Annotated in this window: 14 protein-coding genes and 1 rRNA gene; 9 read left to right on the top strand and 6 right to left on the bottom strand. The window is 44.3% G+C overall.

Annotated features, from left to right (window positions below):
* Positions 1-13: 13 nt before the first annotated feature.
* Positions 14-131: ribosomal RNA gene (rrf, locus tag RIC07_RS37525) — 5S ribosomal RNA — on the top strand.
* Between the two features lie 69 nt (positions 132-200).
* Here rrf and RIC07_RS37520 read toward each other — a convergent pair.
* Together RIC07_RS37520 and RIC07_RS37515 are read right to left on the bottom strand one after the other, a co-directional pair.
* Positions 201-1,961 carry an adenylate/guanylate cyclase domain-containing protein gene (locus RIC07_RS37520; protein ID WP_446398951.1) on the bottom strand — a complete coding sequence of 587 codons (1,761 nt, stop codon included), beginning with the start codon at positions 1,959-1,961 and terminating at the stop codon, positions 201-203.
* 300 nt (positions 1,962-2,261) lie between these two features.
* Positions 2,262-3,680 carry an adenylate/guanylate cyclase domain-containing protein gene (locus RIC07_RS37515; RefSeq protein WP_446398950.1) on the bottom strand — a complete coding sequence of 473 codons (1,419 nt, stop codon included), beginning with the start codon at positions 3,678-3,680 and terminating at the stop codon, positions 2,262-2,264.
* 409 nt (positions 3,681-4,089) lie between these two features.
* Between RIC07_RS37515 and RIC07_RS37510 the strand changes: the two genes are divergently transcribed.
* The 3 genes from RIC07_RS37510 to RIC07_RS37500 all read left to right on the top strand — a co-directional run bounded on the left by RIC07_RS37510 (position 4,090) and on the right by RIC07_RS37500 (position 7,533).
* Complete coding sequence (locus RIC07_RS37510; protein ID WP_446398949.1) at positions 4,090-4,866, top strand: class I SAM-dependent methyltransferase; 777 nt, start codon at positions 4,090-4,092, stop codon at positions 4,864-4,866.
* A 170-nt stretch (positions 4,867-5,036) separates the two neighbouring features.
* The gene (locus tag RIC07_RS37505; RefSeq protein ID WP_446398948.1) at positions 5,037-6,188 is read left to right on the top strand and encodes a LamG domain-containing protein; all 1,152 of its coding nucleotides are present in this window, start codon (positions 5,037-5,039) and stop codon (positions 6,186-6,188) included.
* Positions 6,189-6,333: 145 nt separating this feature from the next.
* The gene (locus RIC07_RS37500; protein ID WP_446398947.1) at positions 6,334-7,533 is read left to right on the top strand and encodes a WD40 repeat domain-containing protein; all 1,200 of its coding nucleotides are present in this window, start codon (positions 6,334-6,336) and stop codon (positions 7,531-7,533) included.
* Between the two features lie 27 nt (positions 7,534-7,560).
* On the opposite strand, the gene RIC07_RS37495 is transcribed toward RIC07_RS37500, so the two are convergent.
* Together RIC07_RS37495 and RIC07_RS37490 are read right to left on the bottom strand one after the other, a co-directional pair.
* Positions 7,561-8,163 (bottom strand): hypothetical protein, encoded by a 603-nt coding sequence (locus tag RIC07_RS37495; RefSeq protein ID WP_446379888.1) that lies wholly within the window; start codon positions 8,161-8,163, stop codon positions 7,561-7,563.
* Positions 8,164-8,366: 203 nt separating this feature from the next.
* Positions 8,367-8,741 (bottom strand): DUF1257 domain-containing protein, encoded by a 375-nt coding sequence (locus RIC07_RS37490; RefSeq protein ID WP_446398946.1) that lies wholly within the window; start codon positions 8,739-8,741, stop codon positions 8,367-8,369.
* Between the two features lie 343 nt (positions 8,742-9,084).
* On the opposite strand from RIC07_RS37490, the gene RIC07_RS37485 reads away from it, so the two are divergent.
* Positions 9,085-9,564, top strand: a complete 480-nt coding sequence (locus RIC07_RS37485; protein WP_446398945.1) for a hypothetical protein — start codon at positions 9,085-9,087, stop codon at positions 9,562-9,564.
* Here RIC07_RS37485 and RIC07_RS37480 read toward each other — a convergent pair.
* Together RIC07_RS37480 and RIC07_RS37475 are read right to left on the bottom strand one after the other, a co-directional pair.
* Positions 9,550-10,188 (bottom strand): response regulator, encoded by a 639-nt coding sequence (locus RIC07_RS37480; RefSeq protein ID WP_446398944.1) that lies wholly within the window; start codon positions 10,186-10,188, stop codon positions 9,550-9,552. The two genes, RIC07_RS37485 and RIC07_RS37480, sit on opposite strands and share 15 nt — an antisense overlap.
* Before the next feature lie 198 nt (positions 10,189-10,386).
* A complete protein-coding gene (locus RIC07_RS37475) occupies positions 10,387-11,568 on the bottom strand; it encodes a sensor histidine kinase (protein WP_446398943.1) in 1,182 nt (393 codons plus the stop codon).
* Between the two features lie 293 nt (positions 11,569-11,861).
* Here RIC07_RS37475 and RIC07_RS37470 point away from each other — a divergent pair, with 293 nt between their 5' ends.
* From RIC07_RS37470 to RIC07_RS37455, 4 genes are all read left to right on the top strand, one after another.
* Positions 11,862-12,275 carry a Spy/CpxP family protein refolding chaperone gene (locus tag RIC07_RS37470; RefSeq protein WP_446398942.1) on the top strand — a complete coding sequence of 138 codons (414 nt, stop codon included), beginning with the start codon at positions 11,862-11,864 and terminating at the stop codon, positions 12,273-12,275.
* A gap of 286 nt (positions 12,276-12,561) precedes the next feature.
* Positions 12,562-13,521 carry a homoserine kinase gene (thrB, locus tag RIC07_RS37465; protein ID WP_446398941.1) on the top strand — a complete coding sequence of 320 codons (960 nt, stop codon included), beginning with the start codon at positions 12,562-12,564 and terminating at the stop codon, positions 13,519-13,521.
* 501 nt (positions 13,522-14,022) lie between these two features.
* The gene (locus tag RIC07_RS37460; protein ID WP_446398940.1) at positions 14,023-14,532 is read left to right on the top strand and encodes a pentapeptide repeat-containing protein; all 510 of its coding nucleotides are present in this window, start codon (positions 14,023-14,025) and stop codon (positions 14,530-14,532) included.
* 302 nt (positions 14,533-14,834) lie between these two features.
* A complete protein-coding gene (locus RIC07_RS37455) occupies positions 14,835-16,748 on the top strand; it encodes a CHASE3 domain-containing protein (RefSeq protein ID WP_446398939.1) in 1,914 nt (637 codons plus the stop codon).
* Positions 16,749-16,924 lie beyond the last annotated feature (176 nt).

The raw sequence follows: 16,924 nt of genomic DNA, 5'->3' as shown, positions 1-16,924 counted from the left end.
AACCACAAGCTTGTCTGGTGTCTCTGGCGCAATGGCTCCACTCCGAACCCATCCCGAACTCGGCTGTGAAACGTTGCTGCGGCGAAGATACTTTGGGGGTTGCCCCCTGGGAAAATAGCTCGATGCCAGACTTCTTCTTTTGTAAAGCCCTCTTTTATTGAATAAAAGAGGGCTTTATGGTTGTTTTTAATGTGTTGTGTTTAGTCTGTGGCGATGGTTTTTTCTTTTTTTCTGTTCTTTAGTAAGTACGTCATCATTTCACCCTTACCTTTAACCTGAATCGTACCTCGCTCTTCAAACTGATATTTATCCCGCAAATGTTGATAGGTTGAGGCACTCACTTGAATCCCCCCAGGAACTCCGTGGGATTCCATGCGGCTAGCGGTATTAACGGCATCCCCCCATAAGTCATAGATAAACTTTTTTGTGCCAATCACTCCAGCAACCACTGGTCCAGTGTTAATGCCAATTCGGATTTTAAACGGTTCACCATATTTAGCGCTAAATTGAGCCACTTGCTGTTGCATCTCTAATGCCATATCCGCGATCGCGTCGGCATGATTATCGCAGGGTGTGGGTAATCCGCCGACAACCATATAAGCATCGCCAATAGTTTTAATTTTCTCCAACCCATAAGTTTCGGTAAGCTGATCAAAGGCGGAAAAAATTTCATTGAGTAGTTTTACCAATTCTGTTGCCGATATCCGTTGCGAAAGCTGGGTAAACCCCACGATATCAGCGAATAATACTGTCGCCTCCGTGAAGCTATCCGCAATCGTCTGCTGGTTTTGTTTCAAGCGATCGGCAATCGGTTTGGGTAAGATATTTAGCAGCAGGAGTTCTGATTTTTCTCGTTCTGCCTCAATCTCAGCCGTGTAATGTAGCGATCGCACAATATACAGAACTAATGTTCCGGTTAATAGTAAGCCACTCAACAGGGTTACTCCAGCCAGAGGCGGAATTCCCCAACCTGAATTTTGTGGTATTTCCCAGAAACTGAGTGACAATTGCTGATCAGCGACTTGAATTGGGTGGGTATAGATGTAATGATTACGGCAAGATGATCGATCAGGCTTCATCTCAACCGTTTCTGTCTGGGATTGATACAGCGCCAGATAACGTTCTGGAGAGGGTAAAGACGGATCAGATAGGCAAAAATTCAGCGTATCAATCTGTAGCCCTTTCAGTGAAGTCGTGATAATTTCCTCTAAAGAATAAACCCCAATCATTGCACCCCGAAAAGCCTGACGGCGAGTTTCAGGTGTATTGTGAGGCATGTCATTATGGTAAAGCGGCAGCAAAATCGTCAGACTATCTGGCGGTTTACCAGGTATCTTTAGCTTACTCGTGGCGACTAATTGTCCTGTCATACGTGCTTTTTCCAGTAGAGATTTACCCACGGGATGAGACGCCAGATCAAAGCCAATGACATCCTGTTGCGGAGAAAACGTAATCGGAAAATAATCCGAACGTGCCTTAGCGATAACCTGTTTTTTTACGGGATGGTATTCATAAATCGAAAAATTGGCAAACCCCATTTCTGCCATCTGTGCTTCATAACTGGGGCGTTCCCTAGCCGACACAGGTTTAAGCCAACCCAGAGTCAAAATGCCTGAATGGATAGAAAGAAAATGCTGGGTAAACGCTTCATAATCATCTTGCTGCACCTGATCAGACGCTTCGTGAAACGCGCTCAACGATACAACCATATAATAATATTCATCAATTTTACGCTGGAATGTGGTTGTCAGGTTATCGGTTTGTTGTTGCAATTGTAGTCGAGTTTGGTTGTTTGCCCATTTCCCAGCCGTTACAGTTGCGGCAATTGACAGTCCAATTCCCACAGCAAGGGTTAACCCAACGGGAATATAGCGATGAATCTTAGACAATAAGGGTGTATCGGTTTTAATCATCAGCCAAGCACTTCCATTAATTAACCTGGCACAAGAGACTGAACCCATGAGTACGGTGTCACGAAATTCAAGATTCAAAAGGCTTACATGGCAAGCGTTTCGGTAACTTTGAATAATTGCTTTATTTCCGCCGTGCCGTACTTATCAATTGTCAGAACAGTTCAAAATACCAGTTTTACTGTGATGACACCCTGCTTTACTATTGACGCAAAGGATTTAATTGTCAAGATAGGAAGATAAAGGGTAAAAGAGTAGCTCATACTTGACTCCTGTTTAACCATCGAATCAAATCATCTTAATCTTCTGTCTCCTGGGCTTTGTCCTCTGCTTTATCTTCACGAAATAACACTATGAATCCGGACGTTTTTTTGCGGTCAGAAAATAAGTCATCATTTCTCCCTTCCCTTTCACCGGAATGATTCCCCGTTCTTGAAACACATAGTTATCCTGTAAATGCTGATACGTCGCTGCTGTCACTTGAATTGTACCCGGAATTCCATGAGATTCCATGCGGCTAGCTGTATTTACGGCATCCCCCCATAAGTCATAAATAAACTTTTTCGTGCCAATAACGCCAGCTACCACCGATCCAGTATTAATACCAATGCGAATACTGAGTTCAGCATGATGCTTTTGATTGAATTGTTGAATTTCTTGTTGCATATCCAGCGCCATTTCTGCGATCGCGGCGGCATGATCAGGGTGTGGTTTGGGTAATCCACTGGCAACCATATAAGCATCGCCAATGGTTTTAATTTTCTCCAAACTATGCTTTTCGGTCAGGTGATCAAATGCTGAGAATATCTCATTGAGTAAATTAACTAATTCTGTTGGTGAGATTCGTTCCGATAGTTGGGTAAAGCCAACAATATCCGCAAATAAAATAGTAACCTCAGCAAAGCCATCAGCAATACAAGTTTGATTTTGTTTCAATCGCCCCGCAATAGGTTCCGGTAAAATATTCAGCAATAAACGCTCAGACTTTTCTTGTTCAACCCGCAATATTTCCGCTGTCCGCTTGCGTTCGGCAATTTCCCAGGAGATTCGCTGAAACATCTGATTAAAAGCTGTCATGACATCACCTAATTCATCATGGCGCTGAACAGATAAAGCATAGAAATTGGGATTTAACGTATCGTGGCTAATGGCTTCTCCGGCGGCAATTAAGTCTTGACGAAGTTGTAGGATAGGAACAATTACGGTTTTTCCTAAAACTAACATGGTTGTTCCGGTAACAAACACTGATATTAACAATATTAAACCCGCAATTCTTAGGGTGAAGGCGTATAACTTGGGTTGAATCGAGGACGCATCATGGCGAATAATAATTATGTAGGGTTTTCCTAGTTGTTGGGCTGACCAAGCTAAATCATATCGTTGATCCTGTAACTTAGGAAGGCGCTGGATATCAGCATGTTGAAGATCCTCGAATGTAAGGGTTGGTGATTCACCAAATGTTCCCATCAATTGTCCATTTGCGTGGTAAATGGTAACGCCTAAAATAACCTGAGAACCACGAGTTAACTGTTCAACTTTTTCGTCAAATATAATCGTGGACATATTTTGTTGCGTCAACCGCACGACACTCTCAACTACTTCTCCGGAAACGTCTTCCAATTGATTGAGTAGTTCATGCTTACGCCGATAATAAGAGGGAATTAAAATAAGCGTTTCGATAACAATAAGGCTGATAAATACCCAGAGGGTAATTCGCTGAGATAAACGAGACTGAAATAAAGGAAATAGGTTTAACCATTGAGATGACATCAAAACTTTTCCGGAATAAATTTTCGTACTTCTTGTGATATCACCCTGGTTAGTAAGTTTGTAGTAAGGGCTTTAGCCTAAATTTTGTTAGGTGTCTTGGCATAACGCCAACCAACAAACCGACCTAAAGGTTTGTCATCAGCTCTGGCATTGTAAGGCACTAAAGTGCCGACTACGAACGAACTTTATCCTCCTGATTGAGGTTTGCCACATTAATCTGAAAATTGCCTGAGAAAGAAGGTAGAATTCGATAAATAATGATTATAGTATCTATGCCTACCTAATTGCCAATTTTTGTAAGACATCATCAATCTATAAAAACAGCCGTTAATGCTTCAAGGCGCAACGCGATCGCTAAAACCAAATATCTTCGGTAAAATCTCAATGGTAGTCGTTATCCTCAACGCTTGTGAGTTCTCATCCCACCAACCCAATCCAGACTCCTCCAGACTCAGCCATCCCCACCTCCATATTCCCCGGAGAAGTCTTTGCTAAGACGGCGGAATTTGATCTGTATATCCGGCAACTCTTACCACGCTATGATGAAATGTTAGAGGCGATCGCACGCTGTATCCCGTCTCAGGCGAAACGTATACTGGATTTGGGGTGTGGGACGGGCGAATTGAGTGTCAAGGTACTCCAGCGCTATCGAGATGTCCAAGTCGTCGGCGTGGATTATTCTCCCCGGATGATAGAGTTTGCCACAGCCAAGCTAGAGACAGCCGGATATCGTCAACAGTGGACAGGTATTGAAGGAGATTTTGGTGATTGGGCAAATCATCAGTTATCGGTGGGAGGGGGTTTTGATGCTTGTGTTTCCTCTCTAGCTATTCATCATTTGACGGATGAAATGAAGGTAAAACTGTTTACTAAAATTCGGGAAAGCCTTAACCCTGGCGGTGTGTTTTGGAATGCTGATCCGGTTGTTCCTGAATCACCAATTTTGTCAGAAGCCTATAAGCATATTCGCGAGGAATGGTGTGTAAAACAGGGAACCACGTTAACCGAAGTCAGGACGAAAACAGGTAAAAGTATTCCTTACGGTTATTCTCAACCGGATCAATTAGTTACATTAGCCGCCCATCTAGATATGTTGAAAACGGCTGGGTTTGAATCTGTAGCCGTACCTTGGAAATATTATGGGTTAGCCGTATTTGGTGGAGAAAAGACAGAAGGAAAAGGGTAGCAGGGGAGTAGAGGTTGTAGAGACTCCCCCGGTGGGCGTGAAGCTTTCGTTATAGCGCATAGCGCTTTTCAAGTCAGTGAGGTACACAGACAGATCCCCGACTTCTGGAAGAAGTCGGGGATCTTGCTTAATCTCGCCAGATGTTTCATGAGTGTTCCTTCACTTCATTCATGACTCCGCGAACCATGGCGCGATCGCTCACTGAGAAGAATGGCATTATTAAAGAGGATAGGGAAATAGGGGCGATGGCAAAGAATTCTCACCGACCAAAAAAGGATGACGCCGTTCTCGGCGGTAAAAATCCACCCCCAACTAAAGGCGTAGTCTTAGGTGGTATTGCTGGGGTGAGGATGCGTTTAACCTCTCCTGTGGTGGAACAACGTTTAGCCGCTATGACTGAAGCCATCGCCTATGGGGATGCGGGGTTAAATTTAGTGCAGGACGCTTTTGTTCAAGATGAATCCCCCCGGGTACGACAAGCAGCACTCTTAATCCTGTGGAATAAGCAACAACCATGGGTTCAACAAGCCATTAAACATTATGTTCCGGCTAATCGAGTCGCCTGGTGGCGGTTAGATGAAAAAGAAGGGGACATCGCGGCGGATAGTGTGGGGGGAAATGATGGCACAATTAAGGGGGCAACGCCAGTGACGATGGTTCCCGGTCGAATGCCGGGATTAGGCGGTGCGGGACATCCGGAGGAAGTGAATTCGGAGTCTTATCGCTTTGTCGAATATGTTCTACCTCAAGGGTTAGGGAGTGCGCTGCAATTTGATAGGGATGATTATGTGGAGATTCCCCATGGATCAGCCCTGAATTTTGGGGTTGGGGATTTCTCGATTGGTGTGGGCGTTAAAACTCGCCGTCGTGGACTTGAAGTGATTTTAGATAAGCGCGTGGAAACTTCTGGTTCGGTGCAAGGATATTGTTTATATCTGCATCATGGTCGGTTGGGTTTACAATTAGCGGATGGAATCGAGTCAGCTTGGATGAATTATGATAGTCAGTGCTTCATTGCTGATGATCACTGGCATTATCTGGTGGTTACCGTTGACCGAGATGCGACGGATGGGGGACGATGGTATGTCGATGGGATTGAGTTGGGGAATCGGTTTAACCCCACGGGACAACAGGGTTCGCTGAATAATTTTAAACCTCTGCGATTGGGGCGGCGTTCGGATCATCCGAGTTCACCGGGATTCTTTCAGGGTAGGATGAGTGATGTACAACTATTTAATCGATCGCTAGCCGCACCTGAGATTCTAGCGGTTTATCACAAGGTTGGGGTGAAAGGGACGCGATCGGGGTTTATTCATAAGTAATTAGTAGTTTGTAATATCCAATCTGATGTTTTTTTAACGCAGAGTAACGCAGAGGTTTTCGCAGAGGGACGCAGAGGAATTGGTAGTATTTGGGGAATGTTTTATAGAATTGGAGAAATAAACGGAAATAATATTATAAATGATTATGGTGGAGCATTTTAATCAACCCAGAGACAATGATGCGGTTCTTGGTTCGTCTTATGCTGCACCTCGGGGTGCTGTTATTTTAGGCGGAGTTGCAGGGGTTAAGCGGCGTCTGGCAAGTGACGATGAGACGGTGAGAATTGCTGCACTTAAAGAGGCGCCCAAGTATGGAGAATCGGGTTTAGGGTTAATTATCCCCGCCTTGCAGGATGAGTCAGAACAAGTGCAGCGAGTTGCCTATTTACTATTGCGCGATCGCACTGAACGAGAGGCGAAACGGGCGGTTAATGCGTATCTCCCGTATCACCTGTTTGAGGATATCGCCACCTATAAGCTGGGTCAAGCCATTGCCATTAGTCCCGATGGCACACGAATTGCCTATTTACGTGGGAAAACCATTCGAGTGTACCATTGGCAGACAGAAAAAGTCCTCTACAAGATTCCCAAATATCCCAAAGCCAAAGAATTTTTGGCGTTAACTGATGATGTGAAAATAGTGGTGCGAGTTAGAAATGGTGCAAGTCATGTCATCGAGATTTGGGATCAGGGAGAACTTCGCCACAGTCTCTATGGACATCAAGATATCATTCGGGCGATCGCGATTCGTCCCGATGGTCAAATTCTTGCTAGTGGCAGTCAGGATAGCACGATTAAACTTTGGCATTTAGAAACGGGTAAACTGATTTGTACGTTTAGTAATCAATTAACTCTAGGGGCGCATACGGATGAAATTTGGAGTCTCGCTTTTAGTGCGGATGGTAATACGTTAGTCAGTAGCAGTCGGGATGGCAAGATTAAGCTGTGGGATTTACGGACAAGAGATCGACCTCGGACTTTGAAAAGTTACGCTAACCAAGTGGCGATGAATCCTGATGGGTTGACGTTAGCGAGTACCAATTGGCAAGGACAAATCCAACTCTGGAATCTGGCGACTCACCAGGTTGAACATACGTTGGAGGGATATTATTATGCGGTGAATAGTCTGCTGTTTAGTCGATATGGGCGCATTTTAATCAGTGGTGGGAATGATCGGACAATCAAGTTTTGGGATGTGGCGACGGGAAAGCAACTTCAAACATTGACGGGGCATAAAGAGGCTGTAACCTGTTTAGCTTTTTGTCAGGATGGGCAATATTTAGTTAGTGGCAGTTTGGATAAGACGATTAAGATCTGGGGGTGTATGAATAATCAGGCAACTTAGATCAATCTATAATTATCAATATAATTATCAATGGTCTTGAACAGCATTTGCCAAAATCCCTAAAATTTTATCGATATCATTCAGATAATACTCATTCAAATCAATTTCGATAACGTTTCCTTTAAGGCGCAAAAACTTCCAGTTGGTTCCTGACGTGACTGCGCCATAAATTTCGGATATTTCATTTCCCTCGCGGTCATTGAACATCTGAGCCGCTACCATTTCTGCTACACACTGTCCCAATCCCCCAATCAGATTTTCCTTCTTTGCTTCTACCAGCGTAATTACTGGCGCATTGACAAATAACTGTTCCGGAGACTGGCTAATCAGAAAATCGCAAACTCCATTCAATCCGCGTTCTTTATCAATATTAAATTCAATTCCTGAAAATAAGTTTATCTGTTCGTGTAATTGTCTTCTGATATCAATTAAAATTGGGGCAATAATCATTTCAGATCGAGCTTTTTCACTATTGCTGGCTAAGGCTAAGGGAATATTATAGTGTAAAGTATCTGTCAGGAAGGAACTGGGTGCAAACTCAGCAACCTGACTAAACGTATTCATTTCTTCTACAGTAATTAAGTCAAAGTCTTTTTTGACTTTGGCTAACGTAAAGTCACTATATGACATTTGAATTAACCCTGAAAACCTGTAGGTTATGTTGACGCGGTAAACCTAACAAAATTTAAGCGTTAAGCCCTTACTACGAATTTCACGTAAGAGATGCCACGTTACTATTCTTACAAAGGGCGGGTTTTGTTGATGCATCATTGGAGACCAACTGAGTGACTCAACCCGCCTTGACAATACAAATGGGGAATGGGAGGACGTTTTTATTGCCAGCGTCCCACAACTACCCGCACTGTACCGTCTTCTAATACGTCTTCTTCTTCGACATTAAATCCTTGTTCTTGCACGGAATGCATTAACATTTTATGGGCGTATTTTTGATTCACGGAATTGACGAATTCTGTTTGATTAATTCTCGCCCCCCAGAAATCTGCCACGAGTTCATACGCCTCCTCATTTTGGCGAAAGCCTAAATCGTAACCATTAGACTGGCGAATCACGTATTCGGCTTCGGTGGTATTCCCGTGATAGCCGCGTACCGAGGTATTGCATTCGACGTGATACCCCAACTCCTGCAACGTTTGATGCAGAATTTCGCCGTTTTTGATTTGAATGTTGATGGTGGTGAAGTGAGACATAGTTTTAGAGGTTAGTAAATAGAATTAAGACAATGTTACTAAGTTAAGCATTGGTAGTGGCGTGGACACCTAATTTAGTGGATGACGCTTATGCCCGGAAACCGTAGGGACGCACAAAGCGTGCGCCCGATTCAATGGTAAAATCTATTCCACCATTTTAGCTGTGTCACGCCAATAGTTGGTGATACATGCGTTTAGGGCGCTAAAGCGCAACTACGAACCTAGATTAAGGAGTGTGTAAATTTCTCTCTAGGGAAGGATGTGGGAGTTAGACTCTAGCCAGACGCGATCGCACGTCTATTCTGTTTAGTGTAAAGCATAACCGCAGTTAGGAGGGTTCTCAATGGGACTTCGGAAATTAATGGGTTTGGGGCTGGTGATGGTACTTTTGTCTGCTTGTAGTATTTTCTATGAAGACGAAGCGGCTACTATATCGCCAGAGGAGACAGTAGATAAGACAGCAATAGAGAACAGTTCTACCTTAGGTGATGTCTCTGAGAATAGGGAGGAGTTGACGGGTGAGATGATTACGGTGGATGGTAAGGTGGGCGAGGTTATCGATTCGAGTACATTTAAGCTGGTACAGGAAGAACCCCTGTTAGACAAACAAGTCCTGGTGATGAATGCTAATCCCGATACGCCGATTATAGAGGACAACTGGGTGAGAGTTACAGGGGAAGTGGGTCGGTTTGTCAGTAAGGAGGAATTGGAAAAGGATTACGATTTGACTTGGGATTTAGATGTGGAACAAAGCATAGAAGCGGAATACGAAAATAAACCGATAATTTTGGCTGAGTCTGTGGAACTCCTAGCCGTGGATTGAATGGGAGTTTGCCCAGATTGCGGCTTGGGTGCGATCGCGTAGGTTCAATCGACTTAAGATATTGGTAATATGATTCTTCACGGTCTTCTGGGAAATATAGAGAGTTTGGGCAATTTCTCGATTATTCGCACCCGTGGCGATTAAGCGGAGGATTTCCTGTTCTCTGGGGGTGAGTTCATCCCAAGCGGTGGAGGAATTGGAGACAGAAGCAGGGATTTGCGTCATAATCTTTTGACCAATTCCTGGTCCCAATTGAGTATACCCCTTATGCACCGCCCGAATCGCTTGGGCTAATTCGTCGGGGGGTGTATCTTTGAGTAAATAGCCCGATGCACCATAATGCAGGGCTTGGGTAATATACTCATCATCATCGAATGTGGTTAAAACCAATAGTTTGATGTGGGGAAACCGTTGATGGATTTGCCGAGTAGCGGCGACACCATCCATAATCGGCATACGCACATCCATGAGGATAATATCAGGGTGTAGGGTTTCCAGTTGTGCGATCGCGGTTTCTCCATTATCTGCTTCTCCGATAACCTCGAAATCATCTTCAAATTGTAATAAGGCTTTTAAACCGCGTCGGACTAGACTTTGGTCATCAACTAATAGGATTTTAATCATAAAAGGGCGGGTTTTGTACAAAATTTACCATCAACAGTCAAGCAGAAAGTCCCTAAACCCGCCCCTACACACTCAACCTTAAATTAGCGGGTTTTGTACAAAATTTACCATCTATAGCCAAGCAGAAAGTTCCTAAACCCGCCCCTACACACTCCACTACTTATGACGAATGACAAATGACAAATGACGAATGACAAGTCACCACTCAACAATAACTTGACACCCTTGTCCGGGTGCTGTGTTAATTGTAAAACGACCCCCTAACGCTTGAGTACGTTCCCGCATCCCTTGTAGTCCAAAACCTGTGGTATTCTGCGTCACATCGAATCCTCTGCCATTATCCTGAATGATCAGATGGAACTGGGAATCTGTCCAAATTTGGATACTCACCTCCGTGGCTTTGGCGTGTTTATAGATATTGGTGAGGGATTCTTGGATAATCCGATAACTCGCCATTTTCACATCAGGCGTCACCGGATGGGACAAATTAATCTGACAATCGGGTAAGATACCCGTAGACTTGTGGAACTCTTGGATTAAAGACGCGATCGCATCCTCTAGAGATTGCCCTTGTAACGGGTTAGACCGCAGGGTTGCCACGGATTGACGCACGTCTTGCAGCGCAGTCGCGGCGACTTGTTTGACTTCGAGTAAAAAATCTTTGGCTTCGGCGGGATTCGACTCCAAAAGCCGCAACGCTGCTTCTAAGTGCAGATTAAACGTAATCAGAGAATGTCCCAAGGAATCATGGATTTCTCTAGCAATACGATTCCGTTCTTGCAGCGTCGCCATATCCTCAATCCGGGTAGCATAGCGCCGCAGTTGAGCATTTGCCTGTGCCAATTCTTCCCGGCTGCGCCGTTCGGCTAATACAGCATCAACTAATAACTGTAAAAAGACCAAAACTAAGCCAAAGACTACTATAGAACTTAACAGGATAAATAGCCAGCGTTCTGGCATTGCCAAACGTGGAGGGCGAAAGTGAGGGCGAAGGCGAAGGCTGCGAGACTGAAATCGGTCAACTTCTCGCATTAGAAATAAGACAAAGGCAAATCCGGTAATAATTAAGCGACTTTGCCGTTCAAAGATAAAACAGTTTCGGATAACTAAAATAATTAACATCAAGGGTAACATACGAAGTTTACCCACCAAGGAGACGAGGAGAATTACGCCAATTTCCACGCCGGTATAAATCACCTTGACCGATTTCTGAGTCGGTAATCTCAACCCCATCACACCGAAAACGGCTAAACCTAGCAGATTCAGGAGAGGAAAACGAGGGAGGTGAGGAAAAGGAAATCGCAGGAATTCAATGATAGCGATGATTCCCAGGAGAATCCATTCTAGATATAAAAGGAAAGGAATTGGGTGTTTGGTCATTTGTCATTTGTCATTTGTCATTTGTCATTTGTCATTTGTCGTTCGTAAAGTCGGGGCGGGTTTAGTTACATCTCGGTGTAACCAAAAAGATAGTAGTGAAACCCGCCCCTACACAATCTCCCTCTGCTTCCCCTACTCCTGATAACTGATAACTCTCTCATCTCCCCATCACCTCCACACCAATATAGGACTAAAGTCCCACCTCAAATCAGGACGTTTGCCTCAGGCGGTATAACCCTTACAGTTTCTAGGATAAAGACATCAAACACCAAATCGTTGACAACTGTAACATCATGAACATCAAAGTCTTTCCTCTATTCGCCACCATCGCTGCAATTACCCTCGCAGCTGCACCCATGGCAGCATTTTCCCAACCCCGATTCGCAGAGGAACTCAACCTAACAACCGACCAACAAACGCAGTTAGAACGCATCCGGGATAACAAACACTCGCAAATCGAACAAATTCTCACCCCCGAACAACGGGAACAGTTCCAAGAATTGCAGGGACAACGCCAGCGACACCGGGAAGGGATGCGATCGCTAAATCTGACCGAAGCACAACGGAATCAGATGCGGGAAATTCACCAATCCGCACGGGAACAGATGCGAGATGTTCTAACCGAGGAACAACAGGAACAGATGCGTCAGATGCGTGGAAATCGTCGGGTTCAAAGAGGAATGGGACGCCCAAATCAAGCCCAATAAAAAAGTAACCTGAAAACCCCGTAGGGGCGCACAGACGTGCGCCCTTTCTCAACATGCATGAGGGCGGGTTTTGTTGTTGCGTTATCGGTGGGTAGGGCGGGTTTTGTTGTTCCGTTAGTTCTGAGGATCTGAATTTAGTCCCTAAACCCGCCCCTACAATTGTGACTAAACCCGTCCCTACAACCATTGACAGACGGACAGACGGACAGACATAGCATGAGGAGTTTCTACATTGATACAGGAAATCTGGTAAGATTGCCCCTTGGCATCTTTTTATCCCGCACGAATGTCTATCCATTCTCCCGTCACCGTTACTGTTCCTGCTACAACCGCCAACTTAGGACCCGGATTTGATTGCATTGGCGCTGCCTTAACCCTATACAACACGTTCACGTTTACTCGTCTGAGTTCGGATACTCCCTGGGAAACGGAACGGGCGGTGAGAATTCGGGTGTCGGGTGTCGAGGCAAACCAGGTAAAGACTGATGAAACGAATCTGGCTTATCAAGCCTTTCTGAAACTATACAACCAGATTGGTCATACACCTCCCCCCGTCCAACTCAAAATTGATTTAGAGGTTCCCCTCGCCAGAGGGTTAGGAAGTTCCGCCACAGCGATTGTCGGCGGGTTGGTTGGCGCTAACCAACTCGCTGGGGAACCCCTGAGTCAAACCGAAGTCATGCAATTAGCGATCGCGCTGGAAGGACATCCAGATAATGTTGTCCCCGCTTTGTTGGGCGGCTGTCGTTTGGCGGCGCGGGGGGATGCAGTTCTCAAGGAATGGGAGATTTGTGATATTCCCTGGCATGATCAAATTATCCCTGTCGTTGCCATTCCCAATTTTGAACTCTCCACCCAAGAAGCGCGACAGGTACTCCCCAGCCAAGTGAGTCGGGCGGATGCTATTTTTAATATTGCCCATTTCGGATTACTGATCCGCGCCTTAGCAACGGGACGAGGTGATTGGTTACAAACTGCCCTCCAGGATACGTTACATCAACCCTATCGACAGGCTTTGATTCCGGGGTATGAAGCGGTACAAACCGCCGCCTTAAAAGCAGGTGCCTATGGAGTGACGATTAGTGGCGCTGGTCCCACTTTGTTGGCGCTTGTCGATCCGATGCAAGCTGAAGCCGTAGTCACCGCTATGGCTGAGGCTTGGCAAAAGGTGGGAATTTCTGCAATAGCGCGATCGCTGGCGATTGAAACCCAGGGAACCCAAAGCGCGATCGCACCCGCCATTTAACCCACCTTTAAGGAGACAGGGGGTGTAGAGACGTAACCGGCTAAGTCTCGACACTCCTTAAAACCAGGCTCCCTCAAGGATCGCGCCGGGTCGAAATCATGTCCGACGAGCGAAGCGAAGGATCAACACTCAACACTCAGGGCGGGTTTTGAGGTAACGTTATCGTCAATAGCGAAACGCGATTCCCTAAACCCACCCCTACACACTCAAAACTTCCCCAATTTATAGCTATGCCATAGAAAATCCTCTATGTTTTGACCAAGCACTTCTTATCCGATAATCTGAATAAGGTCTTAAACTTTTGTTACATTGATCGATGAAACCCCTATTTGTTTCATCACCCGTTTCTGGCATAGACTCAATGTTATTCACTTGATTCAATAGCAATCTCAGCAATTTTTATGACTCCAAATCGACCCTATTCTCACCATTCTGAATGATTCAGAGAATTTTGACAAAACGATACTGCGATCACGTTGAAACTTGGAGGAGTCATACAAAGTGGCAAATGCGAACGATATAGTTGTCCTAAAACAAGGTGTTGAAAATTGGAATCGATGGCGACTGCAAAATATTAACTTAAATCAAAATCAGAGTAAAGCTAATGTAGTCAAACTGAACTTTAGTAAGGTTGATCTGAGTGGATTGAATCTCAGTGAGTATAATTTGCAAAACTTCAACCTCAGTCGAGCCAATCTCAGTCGAGCCAACCTCAGTCGAGCCAATCTCTATGAAGCGATTTGTCATACAACAAACCTGAGTCAAGCCATTTTAATTGATACCAACCTCATCGCTGTTTTCTTAAGAAATGCCGATCTCAGAGGCGCAAATCTGAAAGGCGCGGATTTAACCGATGCGAATCTCAGTGGTGCTGATTTGACAGGCGCTAATCTCAGTCAGACAAACCTGAAAGGAGCAAACCTGAGAAATACCAATCTGAATCAGGCAAATCTCAATGGTGCGAATCTGAGTGGAGCAATTTTGAAGGGCGCGATTATTTGTCAAGTCTAGGGGGGCTGAAGGGGTGACAAGCTCGCGTTAAAGGTAGGCAGGGTGTGGGGTATGGGGTATGGGGTGTGGGGTATGGGGTAAATCTTAGAGGAACGACACTGAACGCGAGACGTATTTCTCTGAACAAAAAATAAATAACCCAGTTTTGGCATGATTTTTATCTGAAAACAATAAAATCATGCCTAGCTGACTATGTAAAAAAATATTATTATTTTAAATTACGGACAAAGATAAATTATACCTGAATAAGTATTTTGAGATTTAACACCAATCAGAGTTTCTTCGGTTAAACTCTACCCTTGATGATGAAACTATCGATACAACGCAAAATCATCCTAGGATTTGGACTAACCTCCAGCCTTATCGTTATCGTCAGCTCAATTGGTTATTATAGTGCATTTCGCCTGAGAGACATGAATCAAAAAGAACTCCATGCCAAAAAAGTATTAACAAAGCTGGAGGAAGTCTTAGCTGAAATTACGGATGCCGAAACGGGACAGCGGGGTTATCTTTTAACAGGTAAAAAGCGCTATCTTGAGCCTTATAAAAAAGCAGTTAATAAAGTCGAAAATGATATAAAACAGCTACAAGCCTTGACAGCAGAAAACCCTTATCATCAAAAAAAAATAGAACTTGCTATCCCTTTAATCAATCAGAAATTAGCCGAACTTCAGCAAACCATTACTTTAAGAAACGAGCAAGGATTAGACGCCGCTCTAGAGATTGTTAACACAAACGAAGGCAAACTGATCATGGAGCAGATTCGCGATATCTTTCATCAGATGAAGGCGGAGGAAGATCGGCTATTTCAGGCGCGATCGCAGCACACTCAAGGCACAGTCCATACGACAATATGGATTTTCTCCATTGGACTCATTTTTGACTTAGGTATTCTTGTTTATATCTATTCTCACATTTATCGTGAAATTAATCAACGGCTGCAGGCTCAAGATCAATTACGAGATAGTGAAAGTCGGCTCACTCAATTCTTAGAAGCGATACCCGTCGGCGTTTTTGTCGTTGATCAAAACGGTAGCCCCTACTATGCAAATCAGACGGCAAAGAAGCTTTTTGGGCAAGGTCTAATTCCCACCAATCCTGCCAATCTGCTACCCGAAATTTATCCAATTTATTCTCCTAAAGCCGAGAAAGTCTATCCCTCCAATCTTGAGCCAATTATCCAAGCGCTTAACGGTAAAAATTCCATCTATGAAGGGATAGAGATTCACCAACCCGACAAAATAGTGCCGATTGAGGTTTTAGGAACCCCCATCTTTGATGACAAGGGAAATGTTAGCTACGCTATTGTCGTGCTGAACGATATCACCGAACGCAAACGGGGGGAAGCCGAACGACTCAAGTTTACAGGTCATCTCAATCAACTCAATCATGCTTTTTCTCGCTTTGTGCCGGGTCAATTTCTCCAGTTACTCAATAAAGAGACTATTATTGATGTTAAGTTAGGCGACCAAGTGGAGAAAGAAATGTCCGTGTTATTTTCGGATATTCGCGACTTCACTGCTCTTTCGGAAGGGATGACCCCTGAGGAGAATTTTAAATTCATCAATTCCTATCTATCCCGAATGGAACCCACTATTATTAAAAATAAAGGATTTATTGATAAATATATTGGGGATGCGATTATGGCACTCTTTAGTGGCGGTGCGGATGATGCGGTTAAAGCCGGAATTGCCATGTTGCATCAGTTAACTGAATATAATCAACATCGAGCTAACTGTAATTATCGAGCCATTCAACTAGGTATGGGCATTAATACAGGGACATTAATGTTAGGGACTGTGGGCGGATATAACCGCATGGATACCACCGTGATTAGTGATGCGGTTAATTTAGCGGCTCGTTTGGAAGGCTTAACCAAAAATTATGGCGTATCATTATTAATTTCTCACCACACGTTCAAACAATTACAAAACCCCTACGACTATGCTATCCGCATGATTGATCATGTCAAAGTCAAAGGTAAATCTGAACTGGTTACTGTCTATGAAATCTTTGATGCTGACTTACCGGAAGTCCGAGAGGGTAAATTGGCAAATCAAGACCGATTTGCCTTAGCGTTGTCTCTGTATAATCAACAGGCTTATGCTGAAGCGCTACGCTTGTTTGAAGCCTGTTTGCGCCAAAATCCAGCGGATCAGGTGGCGCAAATTTATCAGCAACGCTGTCATCTGAATTCTAATACCAATTCTGTTTGACAATTCTAGCCCGGAGTTCAATCTCCGGGCTAAGAGCTTAAGTTCATTAAAATGGACTTAAGCTCTTATATCGTTGTCTAAAGATGACTTGATACCAAGTTCAAATTGGGAATGGGTAGCGAGCTGGCTGGCTCGCCTGACAACGATTTTGCAGGTGTTGACATTAAGCTTTAAAT

The sequence above is a fragment of the Coleofasciculus sp. E1-EBD-02 genome (assembly GCF_040218245.1).
Lineage (GTDB): Bacteria > Cyanobacteriota > Cyanobacteriia > Cyanobacteriales > Coleofasciculaceae > Coleofasciculus.
This window is presented reverse-complemented; position numbering and strand designations above follow the sequence as displayed.